This is a genomic window from Nodosilinea sp. P-1105, assembly GCF_012911975.1.
Lineage (GTDB): Bacteria > Cyanobacteriota > Cyanobacteriia > Phormidesmidales > Phormidesmidaceae > Nodosilinea.
Map to the genome: position 1 here is coordinate 17407 of NZ_SMDQ01000027.1, position 25366 is coordinate 42772.

A 25366-nucleotide genomic window follows, 5' to 3' on the forward strand; every position below is an offset into this window, starting at 1 on the left:
GGTTCACGGTTTGCGGTTTGCGGTTCACGGTTTGCGGTTCACGGTTTGCGGTTCACGGTTCACGGTTCATGGTTTGGGGGTCTGTCTTGCGCCTAACACCTTGCACCTAACACCTTGCACCTTGCACCTTGCACCTTCTACCTTCCCCTCATCCGTCTGTGCCAAGCACTCGGCGGCTTTCTCGGGCAGCGGCTTGCATGGCATTTTCTGGGGTCATTTGGTTAGTAATAGCCGCACTTAGATACCGCTGTAGGATGTCTGACAGCTGGGCATATTGGCCAATGGGTGGTCGAGGAATGGCGGTTTCAGCCACCTCCAGCAGTTGCTCAAAGTGGGGGAACTCGGCCAGCACCTCTGGATCGGTGAACAAGGCTCGGCGACTGGGAACATAGGCGTGTTCCATCACAAACGCCTTCATCGGTTCAGGGCTGGTGAAAAATTCCACCACCCGCCAGGCTTCTTCAGGGTGAGGAGTAGTGGCTGAAAGGCCAAAGCCCCATCCGCCTAAACAAGCGGCTGGTTGCTGGCCGTCGTCATGCACCATCGGCTTCAGGGCAATGTTTCCGGCCACAGGGGAACCTTCTTTGTTGGCCTCGGCCCACACATAGGGCCAGTTGCGCAGGAAGGCGGCGTTGCCATTTTCAAACTGGCGCAGGGAATCTTCCTCAAGGTAATTGGTGACGCCGCCAGGGGTAATGCCGTCGCTAATCACCTGTTTCATAAATTCAGCAGCTTTGATGCTAGCGTCTTGATCAAGCCCCACTTCCTGGGTATCGGGGTCAATCCAAAAGCCGCCAAAGCCAGCCACAATTTCCACATAATTAGTAACCAAACCCTCGTACTGAGAGCCCTGCCAGACAAAGCCCCAGTTAGTGTCAGTCTCTTCCTGAATCGCCTGTGAAGCCGCAATTAGATCGGCAAAGGTTTCTGGGGGTTCTAGCCCCACCTCTTCCAGCAAATCGGTGCGGTAGTAGAGCATGCCCATATCAGAGCGGAAGGGCATGCGATACAGGCCATCTTGATATAGCCCAGCGACCACGTCAGCATCTAAAAACTCTGATAGCTCTTCGTCGCTGACCCGGTCGGAAATATCCTCTAACCAGCCAGCGGCTGCAAACTTGGGAATCCAGACCACGTCTGAAAACACCAGGTCATAGGGAGAGTCCCCCAACAGGAAGGACGTGGTATAGAGATCTTCCACAGCGTCTGCGGCGTTAGGCCCCCGCACCATTTCCAGCCGAATATCGGGGTTCTCCTCCATAAACTGGTTGGCCAGGGATTGCATTTGGTCTGCTTCCACAGCCCGCACCAAGAAGGAAATGGTGACTGGTTGTTGGGCCCAAACGGTCAAACCATAGGTGAGGGCAATCAGCCCACTCACCAGGGCCAGCGCCACCCAACGAAACCGCCGTCGCCAAGCTAATGTAATGCGATTCAAGGAAAAGTTAAACAAAGTCCGTAACCTGAAATCGATGTCTTCGGAATCTTCGGAAAAAGAATAAGTTGGAAAAAAGTCAGACAGGATACTGAGAAAGCTAGAAATCTCTTGTAAAAGAGTCTAGCTAGCTGTCCTGTGACTTCATCTTATTATTTACTCAGATACTCAGCAAACCGATAATCGCGATCGCATCACATCTATCCCAGGTGTGATTTCAAAATGTTACGCGATCGCGATTTCCGTACCCACCCTCACTTCTCTAGTCTTTTTTAGCCTTGGGGTAGCAGCCCTAACCCATAGATAGAGGCGCTATCCAGAAACATCTGGGAAAGTAAAGTTAAATCAAATAGCTAGTCTTTGATGAAAATTAATTGAAGATTAGCTGCCCACGTTAGGGGGCTGTAGTTAATCATTCTTCAAAAACTTTTATGGCACAACATTCATCTGCCACGCAAAACTCTGTACAGGCCTATCTCAAGGAAATTGGTCGCATTTCTCGCTTGACGCGAGAAGAGGAGATTTCCCTGGGTAAGCAGGTGCAGCAGCTAGTGCAGTTGACAGAGGTTGCTGACGAGCTAGAAGACACCCTCAGTCGCAAGCCCACCATCAACGAATGGGCCGAGGCAGCAGAGCTATCTGTGGACCAGTTACAGCAACAGCAGCAAGATGGTGAAGCCGCCCGACTGCGCATGGTGGAGGCTAATTTGCGGCTTGTCGTGTCCATTGCCAAAAAATACACCAAGCGCAACCTCGACCTGATGGATCTGGTTCAAGAAGGAACCATTGGCCTGCACCGGGGGGTAGAAAAGTTTGACCCTACCAAAGGCTACCGCTTCTCCACCTATGCTTACTGGTGGATTCGGCAAGCCGTCACCCGCTCCATTGCCGAAAAGAGCCGTACCATTCGGCTACCGATCCACATTTTTGAAAAGCTAACCAAGATCAAGCGGGCCCAGCGCACCCTGGCTCAGGATCTAGGTCGCACCGCCACCCTAGAGGAAGTCGCAGACCACCTCGACTTACCCCTGAAGCAAGTGCGGCAGTATTTGGCCCAGTCCCAGCAGCCCATGTCTTTGAACATGGCCATGGGTGACAAAGGAGACACGGAACTGGGAGAAATGCTGGAAGACGATCAGGGGCGTTCTCCTGAAGAGTTTGCCACCCACAACAGCCTGCAACAGGACATCCTTAAAATTTTGGATCGGCTGAATCCCCAACAACGAGAAGTGCTCATTCTCCGCTTTGGGCTGGGTACCGGCGAAGGGCTCTCCCTGTCGAAAGTGGGCAAGCAACTCAATGTCAGTCGCGAGCGAGTGCGTCAAATTGAGCGAGATGCGATTAAAAAGCTGCGGTTTGCCCGACAAGACCTGCGTGCATATCTGGCTGGGTAATAACTTCTCCCACTATGTCGATGGGATAAGGGACTTCATCTCGGGTGCATCCCACTTTTGCCGCCCACTCAAGAGAAGCCGCTCCGCGTCTACACCCTAAATCCCTCTCCCAGAGCGGGAGAGGGACTTTGAATCCGGCCCCCCTTCTCCCATTTTGGGAGAAGGGACTGGGGGATGTAGAGCTTGCGCTTCCCGTTCGCGAAGCGTTCCGCAGGAAAGGGTGGGCCAACTTACAAAACTGGGATGCACTCCTCCAGCTCAACCCCCTGGGAGTTTACGCTCTCACCGAAACATCAGTCTGGTCTACCGGACTGATGTTGTTACTTGTGATCCGCTTCAGCGAATCACCAGCAACCGCTGCGATGTTACGGGTATTTACGAAAAGTTTTACAAATAATCTACAGAGTAGATTTTTGGCTCTAAATTGGTAAAACTGAATACAGACAGATCAGTCTTGCTTGGTTGCGAGTAAGGAAGGTCCTGGTGTGTACACCCTGGGATGCTTGAGCTCCCCTCCTCTCCCCCCCAAGTCACTCCGTTCATCTCCAGCGCAGGAGACGGAAGTAGGGATTTTCCCGAAGGAACGCGCCTCTTTTCCATCACCACATTTGGAGGCGACTACCATGACTGTAAAAACTGAGAAGCTAATCTACCAAATTCGCCAGGCTCAAAAACTAGGGCAATCTATCCTATCGTTAGCTGGATTGACTGACTTAAATATGGTCTATGCCTTTGCCACCGACACTACCCTGGTGGTTAACTGTCGCGACTACGGGTCGTTATGGCAGCTTGACGATGCCCAAATTCAACTACGCCATGCCATTACCCTGGCAGGGCTGAAGATTTCTACGATTTGGATTGAAAAGAATGGTCAGTTAGCCTATGAATTTTGAGCCAGCCAGTGTTCAGTTCAAAAAATAAGAGCCGTACATAATGTACTCCCCGGCCTGCAGACTGGCTTCGCTCTCATAAAAAGCCACCTCTACAGCGGTTGTTTCACCCATTTCGCTGGTTTTTGGAATCAGGCGAATATAGGGGGTTGGTGTGTCGTAAAGATTGGGAGTATCCGTTAGGGCCAATACGTAGCCATCATCGGCACTAATCACCGTGTAATCGCTGGTTTGGCCGCTGCCCCACTGCACCTGGTTAGGGGTCACAGTCATTGGGCCAAAGGTCAACAGCACGTTACTCAGGGGCTCCCACTTCTGCACCAGATCATCCGGCAGGGGAGCCTCTGATGCTGTTGGCGCTGTGGCCGGGGCTTCGGCGGCAGGGGAATCTGGAGAGGGGTCTGAGGAGGTTGGGGTTTCGGAAGGGGCGTCTGCAGGCCCTTCTATCGGTCTTTCTGGCGGCCTTTCTGGCGGACCGTCTGAGAAAGGAAACCACCAGCAGCCCCCTAACCCTAAGGTCAGGATGGTCAGCCCCGCCACCAAGGGACGGGTTCTGTGACGATGGAGCCTATAACGATTGGCAGGAACAAACGATGAAGCCATTTTGAGAGCCGCCCCAGGAGCGGTCTTAATTCAGGTGCATTAGAAGCCGAGTCTGGGTAAATTATAGGCATGGTGTAGGCGATCGCCAGCGGCAAGCAGGACGCTTTGATCAGCTGGGTCAACCCACCTGACGCCTTTTAGGAAACAATTCTTAAAAGGAAATTGTTGCACTCCCCATATCAGGGGTACCACGAGGGCACTGCCTTATGGCTCAAACTGCTTATCCCACCGTTGGGGTTGGGGCATTGGCAACAGAGGCTGATGTTGAACTACGACAGGTGATCAAAACCTTCGGCCCCGATACGGCCCTACAAAACTTAAACCTGACGGTGCAGCGAGGGGAGTTTTTTAGCATTTTGGGGCCTTCTGGCTGTGGCAAAACCACTACCCTGCGCCTGATTGCTGGGTTCGAGACCCCCACCGCTGGGAATGTGATGATTCAAGGGGTGGCCATGAGCCATACCCCGCCCCACCGCCGCCCGGTGAATACGGTATTCCAGAGCTATGCCCTGTTTGACCACATGACCGTTAAAGATAATGTTGCCTTTGGCCTCAGAATTAAGCGCATGGGGGCCGGGCAGGTGCGCGATCGCGTCGCCGATGCCTTACGTCTGGTCAAAATGGACGCCTTTGCAAATCGCTACCCCGCCCAACTATCCGGGGGGCAACAGCAGCGGGTCGCCCTGGCTCGAGCGTTGGTCAACCGTCCCGCCGTGATGTTGCTGGACGAGCCCCTGGGGGCGCTGGACTTGAAACTGCGCAAGCAAATGCAGCTAGAGTTGGCTAACCTGCACCGGCAGTTAGGCATCACATTCATTATGGTCACCCATGATCAGGAAGAAGCCCTATCCCTGTCAGACCGCATTGCGGTAATGAACCAGGGGGAAATTGAGCAAATTGGCTCCCCCAGCGATATTTACGATCGCCCCCGTACCCCTTTTGTAGCCGACTTCATTGGCGACACTAACCTGTTGCCGGGTCAGGTAAAACAGCAAGATGCCCGCCAGGTACAGGTAGTCACCCAGAGTGGCCTACAGGTGCTGGCTAAGCCCCCTCAGCATACCCCCCCAAGTCAATCAGTGGTGGTCAGCGTGCGCCCAGAAAAAATTAACCTCAGCACCACCGCCCCCACCACAGACAGTAACTGCTACGCCGGTCAGGTCAGCCATGTCATGTACCTGGGCACCCACATGCACTGCACCGTGCGCCTTACCTCCGGTGATGTTTTGGCGGTTCTCCAGCCCAACCGGGCCACTGGCACCATTGCCCCAGAGGCACCCGTGTACGTCCATTGGCAAGCGGAGGATTGTTTGGCTCTGTAAGGCGGGAGATGGGGGAGATGGGGAGATGGGGAGATGGGGAGATGGGGAGATGGGGAGATGGGGAGATGGGGAGGCAGAGCCCTGAGCGGAGTCGAAGGGTGGGGAAGGTTTTGGATTTTGGATTCGTAGGGTGGGTTAGGCGATTGGGGTTAGGGCGATCGCCTGGTCACTCAAGTCCCGCCGGAACCTACGGTCGAGGAGTGGGGCTGGTAGACGGATGAATGGGGGGATGACGTAGGGGCGGACCTGGGTGTCCGCCCGGGGGGGGAAATGGAAACGCTGGTAAACGGATGAATGAGGGATGGCGTAGGGGCAGACCTGGGTGTCCGTATTTAATTTAAATTTCCCTGACCTGGGTGCAGTTGCCAGGGTGATCAGCCGCTACTCTGGTTAAAGACTTATGGTTTCAAAGACGCATTAGCTCACCTGTATGGGTTCAGAAATCTAAGTCTGGTTAACTGGCTCCAGCTGCATTGGGGATACTACTATGGCACGTTACCAACCACCACGCCTTAACCCTCGTCGCTATGGCCCCAGGCCAACCCGTAGGCGTTTCCTGCAGGGGGCCGCAGCGGCAACCGTCGGGTTAACCTTGAGCAACTGTCGGCAAAACCTGGCCGGTCCAACCGGGCAGGGGGGCGGAGATGGGGCTCTGCACATCTATACCTGGGCCAACTACACTGACGATGCCCTGGCCGCAGAATTTACCGATCGCACTGGCATTCCAGTGGTGGTTGACATTTTTGATTCCAACGAAATCATGCTGACCAAGATGCAGGCGGGGGGTGGCAGTGCCTATAGCCTGCTTTACCCGTCAGACTATATGGTGTCGGAAATGGTGGAATTGGGCATGCTGGCCCCGATTGACCACAGCCGCCTGCAGGGGCTGGAGAATCTTAAGGCCCAGTGGCAGAACCCAGCCTACGACCCCAACAATGCCCACAGCATTCCCTTTAACTGGGGCACCACGGGCCTGCTTTACAATCGGGATGTGGTGCCCGAAGACCCCACTGACTGGGACTTTTTGTGGGACCATCAGGAGGCCCTGTCTCGCCGCATTACCCTGCTTGACGATATGCGGGAAACCCTGGGGGCAGCCCTGAAGTCGTTGGGCTATTCCTATAACACCACTGACCCGGCTGAGATTGAGGCAGCCTACCAGCGGCTGCTGGAACTCCAGCCCCACATCGCCTCGTTTCAGACCACAGGGTTTGAAAGCGAGATTTTGGCGGGGGATTTGAGCGTGGCCATGAGCTACTCTAGCGATGCGATCGCCCTTACCCTGGAAGGGGACAATGTTGAGTTTGTGATCCCAGCCAGTGGTTCGTCTCTTTGGACTGACACCATGGCAATTCCGGCTAACGCCCCAAACCCGGAGGCCGCCTACCAGTGGATCAACTTTTTGCTGGAGCCAGAGGTGGCCCAGGCTGCCGTAGAGCGCCTATATTTTGCGACGGCCAACCAGGCGGCGTTCGAGCGCCTACCCGAGGAGATTCGTTCTAACCCTGACCTGTATCCCGACGATGATATTTTGGCCAGAAGTGAGGGAATCCAGTCTATCGATCTGGCTAGCAACGATTTGTTTGACCAGTATTGGACCGAAATCACCAGTGCTTAGGCGATTTTCGAGAAAGCAGATCCCCACTTTAAGTCGGCAATCGTCGCGTTCGTAGGGTGGGCTGTGCCCACCACTCGGTAGCTGTCAAGTCCACCCCAAACCAGAACCTCGGCACTTATAGAAAAATGGAGGGCACGGGAACCAGATAAAACCCCTTTCTTCAGGTTAGGGATACAGAATGGTTCCCATTCTGCCTTCTGCCTTTCTGTACTAACGGGGCGTTATCACCCGCCGAAAGCTAGAGGCCACAATGCGGGGCTGACCGTCGATGGTTTGGACTGTAAAGGTGCGCTCTTCCCGCTGGGTAGAACCGTCAGGGTAAACGTAGGTGTTTTCGCCCAGAAACTCGATGCGATCGCTGGTTTGATCGGTCACCCGCAGATTTTCCACGGTTACCCGATCGAACTGGGCAAAGAAGTTGGGATCAAACTGTTGGGCCAAGGCCCCATCAAACTGCGATCGCGCCGCCTGCCAATTCTGATTCGACACATGGTTGTACAACGTGGTCACCGTGGCCTGGGCCGCTGCCGGGGTCAGGTCAGGACTAGGGGCCGGATCCGGGGGAGATGGGTCTGCGGGAGCCGGCTCTGGGGGAGTGGTTAACTCAGGTTCAGGCGGCTCCGGTTCAGGCTCAGGCTCAGGTGGCTCAGGGGACAGGGGTGGGGCAGTGTCTTCGGTCTCCAGCTCAGACTCCTCGCCTGAATCAACTGCCACCTCAGGGGACTCTGGGGCCGGGTCTGTCGCCGTAAACCGCCAGAAAGACCAGACCAGTAGCCCGACAGCAACAACCGCCGCGATCGCCACCCCTGTCAGGGGCCATAACAACGCTGTCGCTGGTTGTCTCTGTCGTTGGCCAGTTAAGCGCCCATCCGTAGCGTGAACATCCGTAGCCTGGGTCGGTTGAGGGGAGCGCCCCACCGCCACCGTCGGTTGGGCCTGGGTGTCGGGCGTTGGCACCGCAATTCCCCCAATCCCAGCTTCGGAAGGAATGTAACGGCTCAACGCAGGGGGCAAGGCCCGCAGGGCGGCCAGAGCTTCAGCGGCAGTGCGGTAGCGGCTGCGAAAGTCATAGCGCACCATGGTGTCTAGCACTGCTGCCAGAGGGGCAGAGACATGGGGAGCATAGGGCTGCCAGTCCAGTTCGCCGCTGTGGGGGTCAGGGACCAGCTGACTGGGGGCATAGCCCGTCAACGCCTGGATGCCTACCATGCCGACAGCATAGACATCACTACTGAACTGAGGCCGTCCAGCCACCTGTTCACTGGGCATGTAGCCCTGGGTGCCAATGGAAATGGTGTGGCTGAGGCCAGATCGCAGGTGGGTGGCCTGGGTGCTGACCTGCTTCACAGCGCCAAAGTCAATCAACACAATCCGGTTGTCACGATGGCGGCGCATCAGGTTAGACGGCTTGATGTCGCGATGAATCACCCCATGGTGGTGCACAAAGGCCAGAATGCCCAACAAATCTCCTAAAAAAGTCACCACCTGCGCTTCTGACCAGGGAGCCGCCTCCAGTTCATGGTCAAGGGCGTGCCCCTGGACAAAGTCCTGGGCCAAATAAAAGTCCTGGTCTTCTTCAAAGTGGGCCAGTAACCCAGGAATTTGCGGGTGGGAGCCCAACCGATAGAGGGTCTGGGCTTCGGTGTCAAACAACCGCCGGGCCACCTGCAACTCTTCAGCCGTGGTGACCTGGGGTTGTAGCTGTTTGACCACACAGAGGGGGTGGCCAGGCAGGTGCAAATCTTGGGCACTAAAGGTTTGGCCGAATCCCCCCGCCCCCAGGGGCTGAATCAGCCGATAGCGACCCCCTATGGGCTTTGACTCTGGGGATAGATTGGGCAAGCTGGGCATGGCCTTAGATGAAAGCAGTCAACGGAGCACAGAGTGCTGAGCACACAGTATAGATGACTGACGAACGCAGACTATTTCTGTTGCACCTGCTGATTAAGCTAAGTTTGCTTGGTGACGACCAGCTTGGGTGGGGGGGGAGGGTGCAGTTTGAACGGTGGTGGGTAGCGATCGCCTGATCTCCAATCCCAGGACTTACAACATATCAATGGTGTGAGCAATTAGTCCCTGACCAGGTTCAGAGGTTACTCCCGTGATTCGCACTTGCTGACCTGGGGACAGATCATTGGCTGTAGCCGCCTGCCCGGCACGAGTAACTGACGTTTCCGCCTCTAGGGCAATATCGTATGACCCAGCTTGGGTCATGACCACTAGTTGTAGTGGCCAACTTTCCATCACCTCAGTAATCTCTCCTGTAATTGTTGTCATGGCTGAATCATCAGAAGCAGGAACATGGGCCGCAGAATCGTCTAAAGGGGGCAAGGTATCGTAGGAAGGCGCCTGACAACTTAATAAAAGGGCCGCTCCTACCATCCAGCATAGACCACTTAACCAAGCCACTCTGCCAGCAACTCTCCCGATGAAGGGGGCAGTAGTTAACATAAGCCAATCCAAATCATGGGTGTAGCTGTCAATGTACGTTGGGCCGACGTTAGCAGTGTAACCTCGGCCCTAGGGCGATCGCTAAGACTGCCCTTCTGCCTTCCACTTCTGGATGTTGTCGAACACAGGCTTAGTAATGCGGGTCGCCGAGTTACCAGAGCTAGAGCCATTGGTATGGATTCCCACGGCATAGCGCTTGCCATTCAGCAGCCGCCAGACTGGCGAACCACTCTGACCCCCAGCGGTATCGATGTTATAGACCAGGGTGCGGCTCGTGACTCGCTCAATGCGGCGGGCATGCCACCATTGGGTACCCGTGGGCTTATCGCCAGGGTAGCCCGATAAATTGACATGCAGGTTGTTCAGATTACTATTGCTGTAGTTGCCATAGCCAAAGTAACCCAACTGCTGACCATACTGACAGGTTTGGGGCAAGATAATCGCCCCATAGTCGTGGCTACGCCGACGGTTTTGCGTCCAGCCTTTAACGCTGCGTAAGTTAGACGACCGGCAGGATCCGTAGGGACGGCTGGAGCCATTGCGGCCTGGAATCACTTCCACCTCTTTAACCCATCCGCCTCGGCTATGGATGTAGATACAGTGGCCAGCGGTAATCACAGTACGGTGCCCGACCAACCAACCAGTCCCAATCCATTGGCTGTTATCTTGGGCGGTAATGCGTAAGCTGCAAATGGTACGCCAGGGATAGCTGGTTGTATTTTGAATTTGAATGCGGTCATCAGTGCCGATGACCACTTCCTGGACCAGGCTAGAAAAATCGGGCTGCCGCAGCAAAGCCCCAATCATCGGATCGTCTAGGTCGGCATACCAGACATCGAGCAGCTTGTCTTCGCCTCGGGCTTCTACTTGCTCTTGGCGGGACGTATAGAGAACACTCTGATCAAATCCAGGGACAGTCTCTAAACCCAACCGACTACCATCCGTCACCGCTGCACCATCAACACCGACAAACGCTTCAGCAACATCCGCTTGATCCTGGCTAATCAAGCCATTACTGGATGTCTCAGCATCCTCGTCACTGTCATTAAAGGCAGCCTTAACAAAGGGAGGCTCATAACCTTCTGCAATGCCTTCCAACTCCACAGACTCACCCACAGATTCGTCTAAATAAGTGGTTGTCATAAGTAATTACGCTCCTAGGCGTTAGGTAGAAAGTTTCGTGGGGAAACTCTCATCCTTTGTAGCCCTGGACCCCATGGCAATCACACTACCCGTGCGGGTCATCTTTGACGACCGCCAGACTGGCTTGATGTTGGCTATTAGAACAAGGTTCCATCTGAGGTTGACCCGGCAGGCACTAAAATTTCCCCGCCGTACAAAAAATATCTACGTTTTATAACACTATGCTAGGGGGTCTTCCAAGGGAGCCTAACGGTGCGGGTAAGCTAAGTAATTGGACAGATGTTGATTCAACCCGATAGTTTGGCACCCTATGGCTCAGCGTAACGGACAGGCAAAGGCTTCCATCCAAATTTACGACACCACCCTGCGGGATGGCGCCCAGCGAGAGGGGTTAGCCCTGTCCATTGAAGACAAAATTCGCATTGCCCGTAAGCTCGATGCCCTGGGGGTACCGTTTATTGAGGGGGGCTGGCCGGGGGCCAACCCCAAGGATGTGCAGTTTTTTTGGCAACTGAAAGAAGCGCCCCTGGCCCAAGCTAAACTAACTGCCTTTTGTGCCACCCGGCGGCCGGGTAGGCAAGCCGCCGCAGAACCCATGCTACAGCCCGTGTTAGCCGCAGGCACCGAGTGGATTACCCTGTTTGGCAAGTCTTGGGATTTGCATGTCACCACTGGGCTGCAAACCACCTTGGCCGAGAACCTGGCGATGATTGATGACACGATTCGCTACTTCAAAAGCCAGGGGCGCCGGATCATCTACGATGCCGAGCACTGGTTTGATGGCTACCAGGCCAACCCTGACTATGCCCTGCAAACCCTAGCGGCTGCCGCCAATGCCGGGGCAGAATGGCTGGTGCTATGCGACACCAATGGCGGTACTCTGCCCGGGGATGTGGGGGCGATCGCAGCCGCCGTTCACACCTGGCTCCAGACCCGGCCCGGCCCCGGCCCCCAATTGGGCATTCACACCCACAATGACAGCGGTACAGCGGTAGCCAATGCCATGGCCGCCGTCGAGGCGGGGGCCACCATGGTCCAGGGCACCATCAATGGCTACGGGGAACGTTGCGGCAACGCCAACCTCTGTACCTTGATCCCCAACTTGCAGGTGAAGCTGGGGTACCCCTGCATCGCGCCAGCCCGCCTAGAAACCCTGGCGGAAACCAGTCGATTTATCAGTGAAGTGGTTAACCTCGCCCCCGACGACCATGCCCCCTATGTGGGTCGCTCTGCCTTTGCCCACAAGGGGGGTATCCATGTCAGCGCTGTGCAAAAAGAGCCCAAAACCTACGAACATATTGATCCTGCTACCGTGGGCAACAGCCGCCGGATTGTGGTGTCTGATCAGGCGGGCATGAGCAATGTGCTGGTCAAGGCTCGCAGCTTTGGGTTGACGTTGGATCGTCAAAATCCGGCCTCCCGTCAATTGCTCAATCGACTCAAAACCTTGGAGCATGACGGCTATCAGTTCGAAGCAGCGGAGGCTAGTTTTGAGCTGTTGATGCGGGAGTCTTTGGGGGAACGGCCCTGTTTCTTTGACCTGAAGGGGTTTCAGATTAATTGCCAGCGCCAGGGGAATGGCGCTAACCACAACAGCCAGTCGTTAGCTACCATCAAAGTGGCCGTCAATGGGCAAGACATTTTGGCCGCTGCCGAGGGAAATGGGCCGGTGGCAGCCCTGGATAATGCCCTGCGCCAGGCCCTGACCACCTTCTACCCGGCGATCGCCAACTTCCACCTCTCTGACTACAAGGTACGAATTATTGACAGTGGCGCCGGTACAGCGGCCAAAACCCGGGTCTTAGTAGAATCCACCAATGGCTACCAGCGCTGGACTACCCTGGGGGTATCCACCAACATCATTGAGGCCTCTTATCAGGCGGTTACCGAGGGGCTAGAATATGGTCTGATGTTGGAGACAAAGCCGCTGTTCTGCGCGATCGCCTCAGACTACGCCCTCTAACCTTATCCGAGCTTGCCCCGAGTTCGAACAAGAGTCATGCTTGGGCTGATAGCTTAACTATCCCTCTCTACAAAGCCTGTACTGCTCGCGCAGTGACCCCAGGCGATGTCCTGAGCTGGTCAAAGTAGGCAGGGGTTGTTCCCCTCCCGGAGGGACAGCGGTAAGTTAGTCTGGGTTAAAACGCAATATTCATCGCAACGTTATCAGCCGTTTCCCATTAGAATATCTTCGTTCGGGCTTATGGCCCATAGCCTAGTTCAGTGAGGTTCCGTGGCTAAGTTAGCACCTACCCAAGTCGAACAGCTCCAAAATATTGGGGCTTACCTGCGCCAGGTGCGCCAAGAGCAAGGGTTATCCCTAGACCTTTTGGCGAATCAAGTTTTTATTCGACCGGCTTTGCTGCATGCTTTGGAAACAGGAAACGATGATGCCCTGCCTGAACCAGTGTTTATTCAAGGCTTCATCCGTCGTTATGCCGAAGCGCTAGGGCTTGACGGCCAAGGCATTTCCCAGGAATTTGCCGTTACCCCGGTGGACGTGCTGCCCAGTCCTGAACGCTTGGTTAACGCTGACACTGATGGCGTAGTGGAACCTAAAACCCGCCACAGCATCCGAGTCTTGGAAAAAGCGGCCCCTGCGCCAACTACGGCTCGTCGTTCTACTCCTAAATCTAAGTCTTCGCTCCCTGGGTGGTTGGGGCTTGGGGCTGTAGCCCTGCTACTCATCGCTGGCCTGTGGGCCTTATTTGGCCGCACCGATCCCTCCCCGGTAGCGGGTACCCCCACTGACCCAGCCACGGAAGCCAATGGGGTAGGCATGGCTGAGGGAGAGGATGACGCCGCGTCAGCGGATACCGTGGTGGTGGAGTCTGCTCCCTTGGAGGCTCCGATTGTGGTTACGGCCCGGTTGAGCGAGCGGGCTTGGTTGAGCGTCGTGGCTGATGGTTCGAACGTCTACGAAGGCACCCCCGAAATCGGGTTTGAGGAAACCTGGACGGCTGAAGATACCCTCGTCTTTACCACTGGCAATGCTGGGGGCGTAGAGCTGTCGGTAAATGGGGATGACCCGGTGGAACTCGGCAACTCTGGGGATGTGCGCACCCTGACGTTGACCCCAGAGTCGGGGGCTGAAACCCTGGCAACATCTCCCTAAGCCCAGCCAGGTTGAGCCGTGGGAGCGATCGCTCCTCTACAATAAAACCATTGCGTCCATAGCCCACTTGCCACGCCTATGACACCGCCCACCGAGCTTGATACCGCCGAGACCCAGACGGTTAGCCCCAACGGTGCCACCGCCAACCCCAAGGCTGACTTGGACGAAGTCCCCAACGATGTGGAAATGTCCCTGTTCGACCATTTGGAAGAACTGCGGATGCGCATTTTTTACTCGCTGATTGCCGTTTTGGCTGGGATTATCCTGTGCTTTTGGCAAGTCAATCGCATTGTCACCCTGCTGGAGATTCCGGCACAAGGAGCGAAGTTTTTACAGCTTTCCCCTGGGGAGTATTTCTTTGTTTCCCTAAAGGTGGCAGGCTATAGCGGCATTGTTATCGCCAGCCCGTTTATTCTTTACCAGGTGGTGCTGTTTGTGCTGCCAGGGCTGACCCGACGCGAACGGCGGCTGATTGGGCCGCTGGTGTTAGGGTCCAGTGTTCTATTCTTTGCTGGGCTGTTTTTCGCCTACTTTGCCTTGATCCCGGCGGCTCTGAATTTCTTTATCAGCTATGGGGCCGACGTGGTGGAACAGCTGTGGTCCATCGATCGCTACTTCGAGTTTGTGCTGCTGCTGCTGTTTAGCACCGGTCTAGCCTTTCAAATTCCAGTGGTGCAGCTGTTGCTAGGACTGTTGGGTATTGTCAGCTCTAAGCAAATGCTGTCGGGTTGGCGCTACGTGTTACTGGGGGCAGCGGTGCTGGGGGCAGTGCTGACACCATCGACGGACCCAATTACCCAAAGTTTACTCGGGGGGGCGGTGCTATTTCTTTACTTTGGTGGCATTTTCATGGTTAAGGCCATTGGCCGCTAGTCCGTCCCTGGCAAAGGGACTATCCCAAGTCCAGCTCGGGATCTAGAGTTGTCCCCCAGGCAAAACTCCAGGTCTGGACTTAGATCGGGTTTATGTCAAAACGGTGAGCCAAGGGGCAGCAAGCTGTGGATTTTTGGCATACTGTAATAATGTTTGGAGCAATACTCTAGGCAAGCACTCTGAGATCTTGGCCGACTGTACCAAGGCTCTAAAACGCCGGTTCAGATCCCAGGGTTCTGTCCCTGGATGCCCAAAAAACGTGGCCAATCAGCCCAAGAACCCTGGGATCTTGACATACTGTACCAAGGCTCTAGCAGACGTCACTGATTAAACCCCTATGTTTCTAGACGAACTTTCTCCTTTCGCCAGAGAACTTGCCAGCCATCCTGTACCTTTCCTGGGTGGACTGGCCTCTGGTCTGTTGCGCTTAAGCTTAAACGACGACCCCGTTAAGTCCTGGCTAGCGAAGCAGGGGGTTAACCCCAGCATTATGACCAGCGACCACGACAATCATCGCAATGGCGATGGGCCTCAATCCATTACGATTGACTAATTGCAGGCGGAGGGCTGCGACAACCCTAGGGGTCTGTCGAGGAGATTTCTGTAATGGCTTAGGCTGCAGGTAGTAATGCTGCTGTCCACCGCTGCACCCGCTCTATCATGTGCTGTCGCTGAAGGCTGGACGGTTCCAGGCTGGCGGCAGTTAGGGCTCGTTGGTAATCGGCGATCGCACAGTTCCAGTCACCCCGTAGGTGATAGGTGCGGCCTCGTTCAGCGTAAACAAAGTCCGGTAGTTGATGAAAAATTAACGCCTCTTCAAATTGAGCCAGGGCGCCATCCCAATTTCCCAAATCCCGCAGAGTGATCCCCAGGTTAATGCGAGCTTTGATATTAAACGGGTTCAGATCGATGGCCTGCTCATAGTCATCCACGGCCTTCATCTTTTGGCCGAGGGCAACATAGCAACTGGCTCGGTTGTTATAGGCCTGATCTAGACTGGCATCGAGTTGAATGGCGCGACTGCAATCAGCTAACGCCGCTTGGTGATGGCCACTCCACAACTGCACCAGCCCCCGGTTACTGTAGTAGGCGGCTCGCTGGGGATGCCGGTCAATCAGCTGGTCCAACAGGGCTAGGGCCCAGTCATACTGCTGGCGTTGAATAGCGCGATGGGCAGATTGGCTGATTACATTGTCGGGGACAGCCATGGGTAATGGCCTGACTGGCTTAACCGCAACCCTGCCGGGGTTGGGGGCAGGAGCGGTGATCGTTGCCGTTGCTGTGCGCCTAGGGTGTTGGTAGATGTCCATGATTGGTCCTGTCGATTACGGGTGTGCTTAACCGGCTCGATAGTCCATCGCTGACAGGGTTAGAGGTAATCCTGCGATTTCTGGCTATAGAGTCGCATTAATAGTGGATTGATCCAGGCCATGGGTGTGGCAGTTATTGGGTTGTCTTGCACTAGGGCATAAATCAGCAAGATTCCTGACTTATCCAGACATGAATTGGCATAAGGGATATCAATCATGCCTGATGTACTGCCATACTCCCACCAACCTAAAGCTGGCTAAACCGCAAAAGGACGTAGATTTCTCGGGGGGGGTTCTGGCTTAAGTGGGATTTGGTTGGTTTTCTCGGGGTTTGTACGCAGATGGCTTATGTAGTTTCTTTAGGTCTCATGAATCAGCGTTAAATTCTCTGGGAGGAGATTTTGTTTTGTGACAGTTCTGAGGGGTGGACCTAAGTCCTGCTGAACCTAGCCGCTAGAATTCAAAACAGTGGATGCGGTCAAGAAGATACCCGTCTTGTGGCGGCGATCGACACGCTCTCAATGTTGCTGTTATTCATGCCAAGGATTATGGTTCAAGCTAACGCCCAGACGGTTTCCCTTCCGGCCGATAGTTACGTGGCCTTGGGCCTGGCCACCTGCTACCGCCAGCAAGATGGTGAGACGGAAGAAATCCAGGTATTCGAGCCAGTGCCTTCCGCTTACTTGGAGGCGGTATTTAAAGGGGTGGCCACCTCTTACAGCGCTATTTGTGGCACTACTTTAGGCCAAGCTTTAGCCTTAGATGTGTCTGGGTTCTCGACCGACAAAGTGGCTGTGGCTCAACCCTGTCTAGATTTTGAAGAACGGCTTTTGGCGGCGGCCCGCACCTACCAAACCCGCCCCCAGGCCATCAATTTATTACCCCTTGGTACCCTGCGGGATGATATTAACTTCTCAGTGGAAAAGAAGCGGGTGTTGAATGGTCAGCGTAAGGTGTCGCTAGCTGACAACGTTAAGCAGCACAAATATACCCATGAAGTGCTCTAAGTCGGTATGATTGAACGCTGACAGGGGGGGCAAATACCATGGATGAGCAACTGACAATCCAGCAGGTGATAGCCTGACTTATCTGCCGTCTTTGCCCCCACCTTCAGCACCGAGTCATTTTTGAATTCGATGGTTTTATTGCACCGCACACAGATCAGGTGATGGTGATGGTGAGGGGCGGGTTGGTTAATTTCGTAACGTTTTTGCCCCTCAGCTAACTCCAGTTCCCTCAGAATTCCCATGCGAGCCATTAGCTTTAAGTTGCGATAAATCGTGGATAGGCTAATGGGTTCCCCTTCTTTGTCAAGCAAGTCACAGAGATCTTCAGCACTCAGGTGAGTGCCTTCGGGTAAGTTCTGAAAGGTTTTGAGCATGGTTTCCCGTTGGGGAGTCATGCGCCAGCCTCGCTCATTGAGCTCTGCCTTTAGAGCTGTTGGAGTATATGCTGCCATAGCTCAAATCCTCCCAAGGAATTTCAATAATCTACCCTTGTTGAGAATAGTAGCGAATTTTGATGGCTGTTTGCAATAGATTTTTCTTATTGAGAATAAGTCCGAAGACGGGCGGCGGCAAAGTCAGCAGAAAGATCTTGTACGGCGGTAATTAAGGCCAGGGCCGCTAGGGGGGCCGTAACAGCTCTCAGGATGCGTGGCCCCAAGGATACGGGCTGTAGCCCTGCGGCGATCGCGGTGTCAATTTCAGCGGCTGTCCACCCCCCTTCGGGACCAATAGCCAGGGTTATGGGTAGGGGCTTATGGCAGTTTTGCAGGGCGGTTAGTAGGTGGGGCTCACCGCAGCGGGCCACACACAGCCAGCGGTACCCTTCCCCGGGCTGGTGTAGGTAGTCGGCCCAGGGTAGGGGAGGCAAAACCTGAGGCAATTGCAGTCGTTCAGATTGTTCCGTGGCCTCGGCGGCAATGCGTCGCCAGCGATCTAGCTTTTTGGGGTTGGGATGATGTAGGGTGCGATCGCTAATCACCGGTTGAATTGTTGTTACCCCGAGTTCCGTCGCCTGGCGCACCACCTGGTCAAAGCCATTGCCCTTAGGTAGGGCCATTACCAGGGTAATGGGGGCGGTTGATGGCTGTAGGGGGGGCTGGGTGTTAACGATGGCGGCGGTATCAGGGGTGGTGGTAAGTTGAGCCACCCACTGCTGTCCCTGGCCATCTAGAGCAATAAAGCGATCCCCAGTGACTAGCCGCAGCACCCGGTGAAGATAGTGCTGCTGGTCTTGGGTGAGGGCAATCTGATCGGGAGTAACCTGATCAGGGGCAACAATCACACGGGGTAGAGCCACGGGTAAGTCCTAAAATCTAAGATGCCATAGTAATGGCCCCCAACCCATCGATTGAGAGCCATTGCTACGATATAACGTGTTCTGTATAGTACCGTCTACATAAGAACCCTACGGTTCAAGCCAACTATAAATTAAGTTTCGTAAGGAAACAACCAAAAAACATGAAGTTTTCTTGTGATTGTCCCTTTCCCTACGAATTGTTGACAAACGTTTTCAGCTAGAAGGTTGGTGCAGGCTCTAAGGCGACTTTTGGATGAAAAAATACCTCCGTAGGCTGGGCACGCAAGCTTTGCCCAGCGACCGATAGCCCAGCTGGGCACGGGCAAGACCCTTTGCCCAGCCTACGTTAAGGGAAAATCTTTCCTGTAGATCACCAAAGGTTCTGCCTGATTGATTTTCCTGGTGCTAGCGACTTAGTACCCCGGGGGATTGTTGGATCGGCACAACATCTAGCACATCCAACTGGGCGCAATATTTGAGGTCGGCTTCGTTATCTAGGCGCAGTAGTCGTTGCCCATGGCTGGCGTAGTGCATCAAATCTAGCAGTTGGTCCTGCCATTGCAGATATAGACTCACAGATGCGATCGCCGCGTCATTACCGGCTAGGTCTTTAAACGTTTGGCCTGTGGCGGCAATCACCCCGTGGATAATCGCTCCAGCACACACTGTATCTTCTAACGAATAGGTGCCCTCCCAGCCGGAACCCACCAGCCAAACCGTGGCGGGTTGATGGTGGAGCAGAAAGTCGACCACTGCCTGGCGGGTGGTCAGGGCCGCTGTAATCACCATCGGCGCATGTTCGATCTGCTTTAAACAGCGGGTACCGTTGGTGGTGCTCATAAACAACCGCTTTCCCTGGGAGCGCTCCGCAGAGTGATCGAGCGGAGAATTGCCCAAGTCGCACCCATCCACTTTGGCACCACCCCGCTCCCCCGCTAGCAGGCGCTTATCCGCAGGCCAACTGGCACCAGTAGACAGCAGGTCGTCAATATTACTAAACACTTGGATGGCTTCAGCCCCAGCCTCAAGGGCTGCCGCCATGGTGGAGGTGGCCCGTAGCACATCAATCGCCACGGCGCAAGCTGGGCTGCCATCGCCGGGCACTTCTTCGGGAGTGTGGTACAGAAATAATTTCACAGCTGGAGAGTCTCAACCTAGTACGGATCACCAATGTTTCATTCTATGCGGGGAGCCGTACCCTTTTTACCAAAAAAAGGAGCACCCAAGGGGTACTCCTCGACAGGTGATTCTGCGTTAAGCAAACGGACGACTTAGGGCAGCCACTCTAGCACCGCATCTTCTTTGGTGTTGGTGCGGCGGGAGAGGGTCTGCCGATCAAAGGTCATATGGATGGATCGGGTCTGCTCACCATCGGCGGCGACGGCCATAATCGGGTAGTCGATATTGCCATCTTGGAAGGACATCTGGAAGCGGAAGGTGCCATCGGAGTTGAGTTTGATCGGCTTGCCGCCGATGGTAACGGTGGCGTCGGGTTCGGTGGCACCGTAGACAATCAACTCAGCGTCAGCCACTAGCCAGAATTGGCGAGGGCGAATCGGTGGGGCCGAGGCCGAAAAGCCAACCCCAGACATGGTCAACCCAGACATGTTGGGCACCATACCGGGCACAGCCCCAGGCACAGCCCACAGCCCAGCCCCGGAGGGGAAGACATAGGAACTAACCGGTGCCGCTGGCAAAGCATAGGAACTGATCACTGAGCCGGGCACATGCTGCATTGAGCCAAACAGAGATCCGGCTACCCGCTGGGCTTCGGCCCCCTGGGTCATGGCAAAGATGTTGTCGTAGATCGGGCTGCCATGGTCGCTGAGGCGCTGACTGGGATGCTTCAGGGACATCAGCGTCTTACCGCGCAGGTCAGCCTGCCAGTCAACGGTCATGAAGTGGTCTTCGACCCATTCGGAGGGGTACACCGGGGGAATGTGAACCGGCAGGGAACGGGCGAGGACCAGCCAGCGGCCATCGTTAGTGATATAGCCAATTTCAGCCACGTAGTCGCGATCGCTGACTGGAATTGGCAGATACCACTCCCGTGCCATTTCATCACATTCATACTGCTGCAAACTATGGGGCGCTTGGTAAGTGAGGTCAATATCGGTGACATCGTAGAACCGCAGGGCCAGCTTGGCGCCCCCCTGCCGCCGCAACACCTCCTTATGGTCTTGGGGCACATCCCAGTAGGCATAGGCCCACTGAGGATCACGGGGCATCAACACAATCCGACTTTCGCCATAGCCACCGGGTAAATCCGCCAGGCCATCATCCACGCTAGCCAGGGTATTTGTTGGGGCTGGCGCCATAGCCGGGGCGGCGGCTGGGGTGGTGGCGGCTTGGGGTGGGGCCGCAGCGGGGGGCACCTGCTCCTGAACCCGCTTCGCGTCCACGGCCTGAATAGCCGCGATCAATTCAGTCTTACGCATGCGGCTGTAGCGAGAGACCTCATAGTCGCTGGCAACCTTACGGAGTTGCCGCAGTGTCATTTCTTCAAGGGGGGGACGAGGCTGAGACATAGACACGCTTCTCCTATGGGAACTGAACAACTTGGAACTAAACGCTGAGCCCTAGGGTGACCTCTAGAAAACGTTCTCCCCAGTAGTGGGCAGTGCCCACCCTACGGCTAAAGAGTTGGAAGTCAAACAGATGGGAACCCAACAACTGACCTGTGGACAAGCTGCAAACTGGAGCAATGAGACCAATGGGATCCAAAAGTCCTCTGCAATCACCTAAGATGGATGCCCCGAGCCAAGGCGGGGATCAATCTTTGCCAGGTACTATGACAAAAAAGAAAGCTGGGATCAACCCTCTATCAAGGCTTTTCTGGTGATTGCAGCGAGGATTAAGGGGTTCGGGGATCAAAATGTCAAAATATCATGACATTTTGATCCCCGTGAGTGTATTTACGTCATGAATTAAAAACATTTTGATCTCGGCGGGGTGTGTGCGACATCTTTGTTAAAGTCTGGAAGGATATCCAGCCTACGCATTCCTTGAGGATTTGATGATCGATGCCGTCCAACTCGATTAGCTCTGCGGATAACCGCTCGACTTCATCAGTGACCTCCGGGCGAGGCAGCCGTCTGATTAGCCGGATCCTGTCTCCGGCGATTCGCCTTTGGTTGCAGACCCAGCTGGACCATATTGAAGGGCTTGATTTTCGGGTTAACGGTAGCGATCGCCAGATTTTGTCGGGTCATGTGCCCCAGGTGACGGCGTCAGCCCAGCAGGCGATTTATCGGGGGTTGCACGTCAGCCAGGTGACTGTAGCGGCCACCGATATCTATGTCAATTTGGGGCAGATAGTGCGAGGCAAGCCCCTGAAATTATTGCGGTCATTCCCGGTGAGTGGGCAGATAGCGGTGCAAGCGGCCGATTTACAAGCGTCCTTAGGCTCGGCGTTGCTGGGCGATGGGCTGCAAGACCTGCTGCAACGGCTGTGGCACAGTCGCCCTGAGTTAAATCAGTGGTCGACTGTGGCATCGACTACTCGAGAATCGACCCCCAGCATTCGGGAGATACAGTTGGGGGCTGATCAGTGCACCCTGGTCTGGGCCGTGGCGGCTGATCAGTTTCTGGCCATGGAAGCCCGCTTAACCCTGGTGGATGGGCGCTGGCTATGTTTGCAACAACCAACCCTGACCCTGCAGCCACCTGACCCCTGTTCTGGGGCAGCGAACCCCATAGTTGTAGACGATGTGAGGTTTGATCTAGGCCCTGAAACCGATATTCAAACCCTGACAGTGACCCCCGCCGCCATTACCCTAGAGGGCACGGTCCAGGTGATCGCCGCCACCTAAGGCAACGGCTGGACAATAGGCTTTCCAATGGCAGGCGCAGCCCACCCTACAGTAGCCCTGCTCCCTGATGCCAATGCTGATTCTGCTCACAACAATTCTCATTTTGGGTCGCTGTCGTTCGGCCTGAGCTTGTCGTCAGCGGTCAGTACACTGGGGGTGTCTGCGTTCTTCTGTCTTCTCTTTTCGTTCTTTAGCTAATGTCTGCCCCAGCACCCATTCCTGACACCACCCTGGTTTTAGCCATGAGCTTGGATGGCAAAATTGCCGATGTCCAGCGGGGGGCGGCTCGGTTTTCGTCGTCGGCAGATTTGGCCCATTTAGAACAGCGGGTGGCGGCGGTGGACGGGGTCTTGTTTGGGGGGGGTACCCTGCGGGCCTATGGCACCGCCTTGTCCGTGCGTCACCCGCACCTATTGGCTCAGCGACAACAAGGGGGAAAGCCGCCTCAGCCCTTACAAATGGTTTGGTCCCCCTCGGGTCAGTTGGACCCCCAAGCTCAGTTTTTTCGGCAACCTATCCCCCGGGGGTTGATCACCACGGCTATGGGGGCCCGCAACTGGGATTCAGAGCAGTTTCAGCGCATTTGGGTGATGCCAGAATCGCGCACTCACCCCTGGGATTGGCCTTGGCTGCTAGCTCAGCTGCAACAGGAGGGAATACACACCCTGGCGCTGCTGGGCGGGGGCACCCTGACGGCAGAATTGCTGCGCTGCCGCTGTGTGCATGAAATTTACCTCACCCTTTGTCCGTTGCTGTTGGGGGGAGTCACCGCCCCTACCCCGGTGGATGGACCTGGGTTTTTAGCGGCTGTGGCCCCTCGGTTGAAACTGTTGTCCCATCGAACAGTGGAGGACGAAGTGTTTTTACACTATCGGGTTTTGCCACCTGACGGTTAAAGGCTGAGCTGCAGGCAGGGATAAATTCCTTTACCCTAGTCAATAATCCTTGTTCCTTACTGGCTGATGATCTATGGGCTATCCGTCTGTGCCGCCGCTGACTGCCACCTGGATTCGCCACATTGAGGAGGTACCAGAGGCTCTGTGGGATGAGTTGGCTCAGCCCCTGGTGACGCCGTTTTTGGAATGGCATTGGCTGCACAATATGGAGCGCTCTGGCAGCGTCGGGGCGAATGCGGGCTGGCTGCCCTGCCACCTGACCCTGTGGCGGGGTAAGACCTTGATAGGGGCAGCCCCCCTGTACCTGAAGGGCCACAGCTATGGTGAGTTTGTGTTTGACCATCAGTGGGCTGACCTGGCGGAGCGGTTGGGGGTGCAGTACTACCCGAAGTTGTTGGGCATGTCCCCCTTTACCCCAGCGGAGGGCTATCGTTTTTTAATTGCCCCAGGGGAAGATGAAGCGGCTGTGACCCTGGCCATGGTAGAAGCGATTGATGGATTTTGCGATCGCAACAATATTTCGGGCTGTCATTTTCTCTACGTCGATCCCCAATGGCGGGCGACCATGACCCAGTTGGGCTTTTCCCAGTGGTTGCACCACAGCTACGTGTGGCAAAACCACAACTTTGACGACTTCGATGATTACCTGAGTCAATTCAATGCCAACCAGCGACGCAATATCAAGCGGGAACGTAAGGCGATGGCTACGGCGGGTCTGCGGCTAGAGGCGGTGACTGGCGACGCCATCAGTAAGCCCCTGTGCAACCTGATGTACGACTTTTATGGCGACACTTGCGACAAATTTGGCTGGTGGGGCAGTAAGTACCTCAGCCGCAAGTTTTTTCAGCTGCTGCACCATAACTATCGCCATCGTATGGTGTTTTTCGCCGCCTATGACGACGACGATCGCGATCCGATTGGTATGTCATTTTGCCTGACTAAGGGTGATCGCCTCTATGGTCGCTACTGGGGTTCTAGGGTGGAGGTGAACAACTTGCACTTCAATGCCTGCTACTATGCGCCGATCGAGTGGGCGATCGCCAATGGCATTGATCTATTTGACCCCGGGGCTGGGGGGCGGCACAAAAAGCGACGAGGCTTTCCAGCCCTGGGCAACTATAGTTTGCACCGATTCTACCAGCCCCGCTTACAAACCCTGCTGACTCGCTATATTGCTGAAGTCAATCAGCTAGAGCAAACAGAAATCGACGCCATTAATGCCGAGCTGCCTTTGAAACGGCCTTAGGGAGCAAGTGCGATACCGTGCGATACCATAGAAGGCCACGCCCTATGGTTTGTAGTGCACCTTCTAAGCCCCACTTTTGTGATGACGATACCGCCTACCCCTCAACCCTTAGACAACGTCCAACGTCAGGCGTTAGACGATCAGCTGTCTAAGCGATTTATCGCCCTGGACCCAGGGGGATACTTTTTAATTTATGTCGATAACACCCAGGGCTTAATCTACGCCCAACACTTTGCCAACACGATTAACGAAAAAGGCCTCGCCTGCGACCCAGTCACCGGCAAACCCTTGCCCGTGCGAGGCCCTGTAGAACGAGTACCCACCCACACCTACAGCGGCCGCACGGCCAAAGAACTGTGTATCGCCATTTTCGAAGATGCTGGCACCCCCTGCCCGATTAGCTACCTCGATCATGCCGCCTATCTAGGGCGGGAGTTTATGCGAGCAGAGGCTGCTCTCAACACCAACGCCCCCTACATTCAGGACTAATGGACACGGGCCGCGAGTAACTGCTCTTCTAGGGCGGCAATACGGTGGTAAGCGGCTGTGAGCTGGGCCGTCAGGCGCTGAATCTGCACATCCTGAGAAATGTTGGCCTCATTATTCTGCCGTTCTAGATCTAGGTAGCTGCTATCCACCAGAATATCTTTGTGCTCACAGACGGTGTCTAGCAGACTGGGATTGGATTTTGGAGTGTATCGGTTGACTGGCTGCCCCACCTTAAAGTTACTGATATCGCTAGATGATGGATAGCCTGAAGCTAAAACAGTGGAGACCTGACTGTTAATTTGATCAATCATCTGGTGCAGCGCGTCAACTTTAGTAGTCAAAACCACGACTTGCTCTTGAATGGAGTCCATATGACGCCTGTTTTTAGTTTTCGCTACTTATCCTAGACTCAACTCAATCAATCTTCCTGCGTCTCCTGAATCATTTAAACTTTGTTTGCCCAGC

Annotated in this window: 24 protein-coding genes and 1 riboswitch; of the genes, 13 read left to right on the plus strand and 11 right to left on the minus strand. The window is 55.0% G+C overall.

All coding sequences use genetic code 11. The features are described 5' to 3' along the window. Window positions 1-148: 148 nt before the first annotated feature. Complete coding sequence (locus tag E1H13_RS13020; RefSeq protein ID WP_206070440.1) at window positions 149-1453, minus strand: ABC transporter substrate-binding protein; 1305 nt, start codon at window positions 1451-1453, stop codon at window positions 149-151. 413 nt (window positions 1454-1866) lie between these two features. On the opposite strand from E1H13_RS13020, the gene E1H13_RS13025 reads away from it, so the two are divergent. Both E1H13_RS13025 and E1H13_RS13030 read left to right on the plus strand, forming a co-directional pair. Beyond that, window positions 1867-2829 (plus strand): RNA polymerase sigma factor, RpoD/SigA family, encoded by a 963-nt coding sequence (locus tag E1H13_RS13025; protein WP_169613852.1) that lies wholly within the window; start codon window positions 1867-1869, stop codon window positions 2827-2829. 534 nt (window positions 2830-3363) lie between these two features. After that, window positions 3364-3419: riboswitch (Glutamine riboswitch) on the plus strand. 33 nt (window positions 3420-3452) lie between these two features. After that, window positions 3453-3722 (plus strand): hypothetical protein, encoded by a 270-nt coding sequence (locus E1H13_RS13030; RefSeq protein ID WP_169613853.1) that lies wholly within the window; start codon window positions 3453-3455, stop codon window positions 3720-3722. A 12-nt stretch (window positions 3723-3734) separates the two neighbouring features. On the opposite strand, the gene E1H13_RS13035 is transcribed toward E1H13_RS13030, so the two are convergent. After that, window positions 3735-4322: a hypothetical protein gene (locus E1H13_RS13035; protein WP_169613854.1), complete on the minus strand. Its 588-nt coding sequence runs from the start codon at window positions 4320-4322 to the stop codon at window positions 3735-3737. 206 nt (window positions 4323-4528) lie between these two features. On the opposite strand from E1H13_RS13035, the gene E1H13_RS13040 reads away from it, so the two are divergent. Both E1H13_RS13040 and E1H13_RS13045 read left to right on the plus strand, forming a co-directional pair. Next, window positions 4529-5644, plus strand: a complete 1116-nt coding sequence (locus E1H13_RS13040; protein ID WP_169613855.1) for an ABC transporter ATP-binding protein — start codon at window positions 4529-4531, stop codon at window positions 5642-5644. Between the two features lie 487 nt (window positions 5645-6131). Then, window positions 6132-7262: a spermidine/putrescine ABC transporter substrate-binding protein gene (locus E1H13_RS13045; RefSeq protein WP_169613856.1), complete on the plus strand. Its 1131-nt coding sequence runs from the start codon at window positions 6132-6134 to the stop codon at window positions 7260-7262. 210 nt (window positions 7263-7472) lie between these two features. Here the strand turns inward: E1H13_RS13045 and E1H13_RS26895 are convergent, their stop codons facing one another. The 3 genes from E1H13_RS26895 to E1H13_RS13060 form a co-directional block, all read right to left on the minus strand. Next, entirely contained in the window at window positions 7473-9113 is a 1641-nt protein-coding gene (locus tag E1H13_RS26895) for a serine/threonine-protein kinase (RefSeq protein ID WP_206070442.1), read from the minus strand. Between the two features lie 192 nt (window positions 9114-9305). After that, window positions 9306-9539: a hypothetical protein gene (locus tag E1H13_RS13055; protein WP_169613857.1), complete on the minus strand. Its 234-nt coding sequence runs from the start codon at window positions 9537-9539 to the stop codon at window positions 9306-9308. Between the two features lie 255 nt (window positions 9540-9794). Continuing rightward, window positions 9795-10856 carry a serine protease gene (locus E1H13_RS13060; RefSeq protein WP_206070444.1) on the minus strand — a complete coding sequence of 354 codons (1062 nt, stop codon included), beginning with the start codon at window positions 10854-10856 and terminating at the stop codon, window positions 9795-9797. Between the two features lie 310 nt (window positions 10857-11166). Between E1H13_RS13060 and cimA the strand changes: the two genes are divergently transcribed. From cimA to E1H13_RS13080, 4 genes are all read left to right on the plus strand, one after another. Then, window positions 11167-12819, plus strand: a complete 1653-nt coding sequence (gene cimA, locus E1H13_RS13065) for a citramalate synthase (protein ID WP_169613858.1) — start codon at window positions 11167-11169, stop codon at window positions 12817-12819. 270 nt (window positions 12820-13089) lie between these two features. Continuing rightward, a complete protein-coding gene (locus E1H13_RS13070) occupies window positions 13090-13971 on the plus strand; it encodes a RodZ domain-containing protein (RefSeq protein ID WP_169613859.1) in 882 nt (293 codons plus the stop codon). Window positions 13972-14049: 78 nt separating this feature from the next. Next, window positions 14050-14844 (plus strand): twin-arginine translocase subunit TatC, encoded by a 795-nt coding sequence (gene tatC / locus E1H13_RS13075; RefSeq protein WP_169613860.1) that lies wholly within the window; start codon window positions 14050-14052, stop codon window positions 14842-14844. 337 nt (window positions 14845-15181) lie between these two features. After that, window positions 15182-15397: a hypothetical protein gene (locus tag E1H13_RS13080; protein WP_169613861.1), complete on the plus strand. Its 216-nt coding sequence runs from the start codon at window positions 15182-15184 to the stop codon at window positions 15395-15397. Window positions 15398-15455: 58 nt separating this feature from the next. Here the strand turns inward: E1H13_RS13080 and E1H13_RS13085 are convergent, their stop codons facing one another. After that, window positions 15456-16052, minus strand: a complete 597-nt coding sequence (locus tag E1H13_RS13085) for a tetratricopeptide repeat protein (RefSeq protein ID WP_206070446.1) — start codon at window positions 16050-16052, stop codon at window positions 15456-15458. 650 nt (window positions 16053-16702) lie between these two features. Here E1H13_RS13085 and E1H13_RS13090 point away from each other — a divergent pair. Further along, on the plus strand, window positions 16703-17161 hold the full coding sequence (locus tag E1H13_RS13090) for a hypothetical protein (RefSeq protein WP_169613863.1): 459 nt from the start codon (window positions 16703-16705) through the stop codon (window positions 17159-17161). On the opposite strand, the gene E1H13_RS13095 is transcribed toward E1H13_RS13090, so the two are convergent. The 4 genes from E1H13_RS13095 to E1H13_RS13110 form a co-directional block, all read right to left on the minus strand. Next, window positions 17158-17613, minus strand: coding sequence for a transcriptional repressor (locus E1H13_RS13095; protein WP_169613864.1), 456 nt, complete (start codon window positions 17611-17613; stop codon window positions 17158-17160). The two genes, E1H13_RS13090 and E1H13_RS13095, sit on opposite strands and share 4 nt — an antisense overlap. Before the next feature lie 86 nt (window positions 17614-17699). Further along, complete coding sequence (locus tag E1H13_RS13100) at window positions 17700-18458, minus strand: 16S rRNA (uracil(1498)-N(3))-methyltransferase (RefSeq protein WP_169613865.1); 759 nt, start codon at window positions 18456-18458, stop codon at window positions 17700-17702. 405 nt (window positions 18459-18863) lie between these two features. Beyond that, window positions 18864-19595, minus strand: coding sequence for a 2-phosphosulfolactate phosphatase family protein (locus E1H13_RS13105; protein ID WP_169613866.1), 732 nt, complete (start codon window positions 19593-19595; stop codon window positions 18864-18866). A 134-nt stretch (window positions 19596-19729) separates the two neighbouring features. Further along, the gene (locus tag E1H13_RS13110) at window positions 19730-20986 is read right to left on the minus strand and encodes a DUF4912 domain-containing protein (RefSeq protein WP_169613867.1); all 1257 of its coding nucleotides are present in this window, start codon (window positions 20984-20986) and stop codon (window positions 19730-19732) included. A gap of 495 nt (window positions 20987-21481) precedes the next feature. Here E1H13_RS13110 and E1H13_RS13115 point away from each other — a divergent pair, with 495 nt between their 5' ends. The 4 genes from E1H13_RS13115 to E1H13_RS13130 all read left to right on the plus strand — a co-directional run bounded on the left by E1H13_RS13115 (window position 21482) and on the right by E1H13_RS13130 (window position 24901). Next, window positions 21482-22270, plus strand: coding sequence for a DUF2993 domain-containing protein (locus E1H13_RS13115; RefSeq protein WP_169613868.1), 789 nt, complete (start codon window positions 21482-21484; stop codon window positions 22268-22270). 197 nt (window positions 22271-22467) lie between these two features. Further along, window positions 22468-23166, plus strand: coding sequence for a RibD family protein (locus E1H13_RS13120; RefSeq protein WP_169613869.1), 699 nt, complete (start codon window positions 22468-22470; stop codon window positions 23164-23166). A 73-nt stretch (window positions 23167-23239) separates the two neighbouring features. After that, complete coding sequence (locus E1H13_RS13125; RefSeq protein WP_169613870.1) at window positions 23240-24412, plus strand: GNAT family N-acetyltransferase; 1173 nt, start codon at window positions 23240-23242, stop codon at window positions 24410-24412. A gap of 81 nt (window positions 24413-24493) precedes the next feature. Further along, on the plus strand, window positions 24494-24901 hold the full coding sequence (locus tag E1H13_RS13130) for a DUF4346 domain-containing protein (protein WP_169613871.1): 408 nt from the start codon (window positions 24494-24496) through the stop codon (window positions 24899-24901). Here E1H13_RS13130 and E1H13_RS13135 read toward each other — a convergent pair. Then, window positions 24898-25272 carry a hypothetical protein gene (locus E1H13_RS13135; RefSeq protein ID WP_169613872.1) on the minus strand — a complete coding sequence of 125 codons (375 nt, stop codon included), beginning with the start codon at window positions 25270-25272 and terminating at the stop codon, window positions 24898-24900. The genes E1H13_RS13130 and E1H13_RS13135 overlap by 4 nt on opposite strands. Window positions 25273-25366 lie beyond the last annotated feature (94 nt).

Excerpts from the sequence above, each read along its gene's own strand:
- E1H13_RS13115 (WP_169613868.1), top strand. The coding sequence starts at position 21,482 with ATGCCGTCCAACTCGATTAGCTCTGCGGATAACCGCTCGACTTCATCA.
- E1H13_RS13090 (WP_169613863.1), top strand. The coding sequence starts at position 16,703 with ATGGTTCAAGCTAACGCCCAGACGGTTTCCCTTCCGGCCGATAGTTAC.
- E1H13_RS13125 (WP_169613870.1), top strand. The coding sequence starts at position 23,240 with ATGGGCTATCCGTCTGTGCCGCCGCTGACTGCCACCTGGATTCGCCAC.
- tatC (WP_169613860.1), top strand. The coding sequence starts at position 14,050 with ATGACACCGCCCACCGAGCTTGATACCGCCGAGACCCAGACGGTTAGC.
- E1H13_RS13035 (WP_169613854.1), bottom strand. The coding sequence starts at position 4,322 with ATGGCTTCATCGTTTGTTCCTGCCAATCGTTATAGGCTCCATCGTCAC.
- E1H13_RS13030 (WP_169613853.1), top strand. The coding sequence starts at position 3,453 with ATGACTGTAAAAACTGAGAAGCTAATCTACCAAATTCGCCAGGCTCAA.
- E1H13_RS13135 (WP_169613872.1), bottom strand. The coding sequence starts at position 25,272 with ATGGACTCCATTCAAGAGCAAGTCGTGGTTTTGACTACTAAAGTTGAC.
- E1H13_RS13040 (WP_169613855.1), top strand. The coding sequence starts at position 4,529 with ATGGCTCAAACTGCTTATCCCACCGTTGGGGTTGGGGCATTGGCAACA.
- E1H13_RS13120 (WP_169613869.1), top strand. The coding sequence starts at position 22,468 with ATGTCTGCCCCAGCACCCATTCCTGACACCACCCTGGTTTTAGCCATG.
- E1H13_RS13130 (WP_169613871.1), top strand. The coding sequence starts at position 24,494 with ATGACGATACCGCCTACCCCTCAACCCTTAGACAACGTCCAACGTCAG.
- E1H13_RS26895 (WP_206070442.1), bottom strand. The coding sequence starts at position 9,113 with ATGCCCAGCTTGCCCAATCTATCCCCAGAGTCAAAGCCCATAGGGGGT.
- E1H13_RS13095 (WP_169613864.1), bottom strand. The coding sequence starts at position 17,613 with ATGGCAGCATATACTCCAACAGCTCTAAAGGCAGAGCTCAATGAGCGA.
- E1H13_RS13085 (WP_206070446.1), bottom strand. The coding sequence starts at position 16,052 with ATGGCTGTCCCCGACAATGTAATCAGCCAATCTGCCCATCGCGCTATT.
- E1H13_RS13025 (WP_169613852.1), top strand. The coding sequence starts at position 1,867 with ATGGCACAACATTCATCTGCCACGCAAAACTCTGTACAGGCCTATCTC.
- E1H13_RS13055 (WP_169613857.1), bottom strand. The coding sequence starts at position 9,539 with ATGACAACAATTACAGGAGAGATTACTGAGGTGATGGAAAGTTGGCCA.
- E1H13_RS13110 (WP_169613867.1), bottom strand. The coding sequence starts at position 20,986 with ATGTCTCAGCCTCGTCCCCCCCTTGAAGAAATGACACTGCGGCAACTC.
- cimA (WP_169613858.1), top strand. The coding sequence starts at position 11,167 with ATGGCTCAGCGTAACGGACAGGCAAAGGCTTCCATCCAAATTTACGAC.
- E1H13_RS13060 (WP_206070444.1), bottom strand. The coding sequence starts at position 10,856 with ATGACAACCACTTATTTAGACGAATCTGTGGGTGAGTCTGTGGAGTTG.
- E1H13_RS13045 (WP_169613856.1), top strand. The coding sequence starts at position 6,132 with ATGGCACGTTACCAACCACCACGCCTTAACCCTCGTCGCTATGGCCCC.
- E1H13_RS13080 (WP_169613861.1), top strand. The coding sequence starts at position 15,182 with ATGTTTCTAGACGAACTTTCTCCTTTCGCCAGAGAACTTGCCAGCCAT.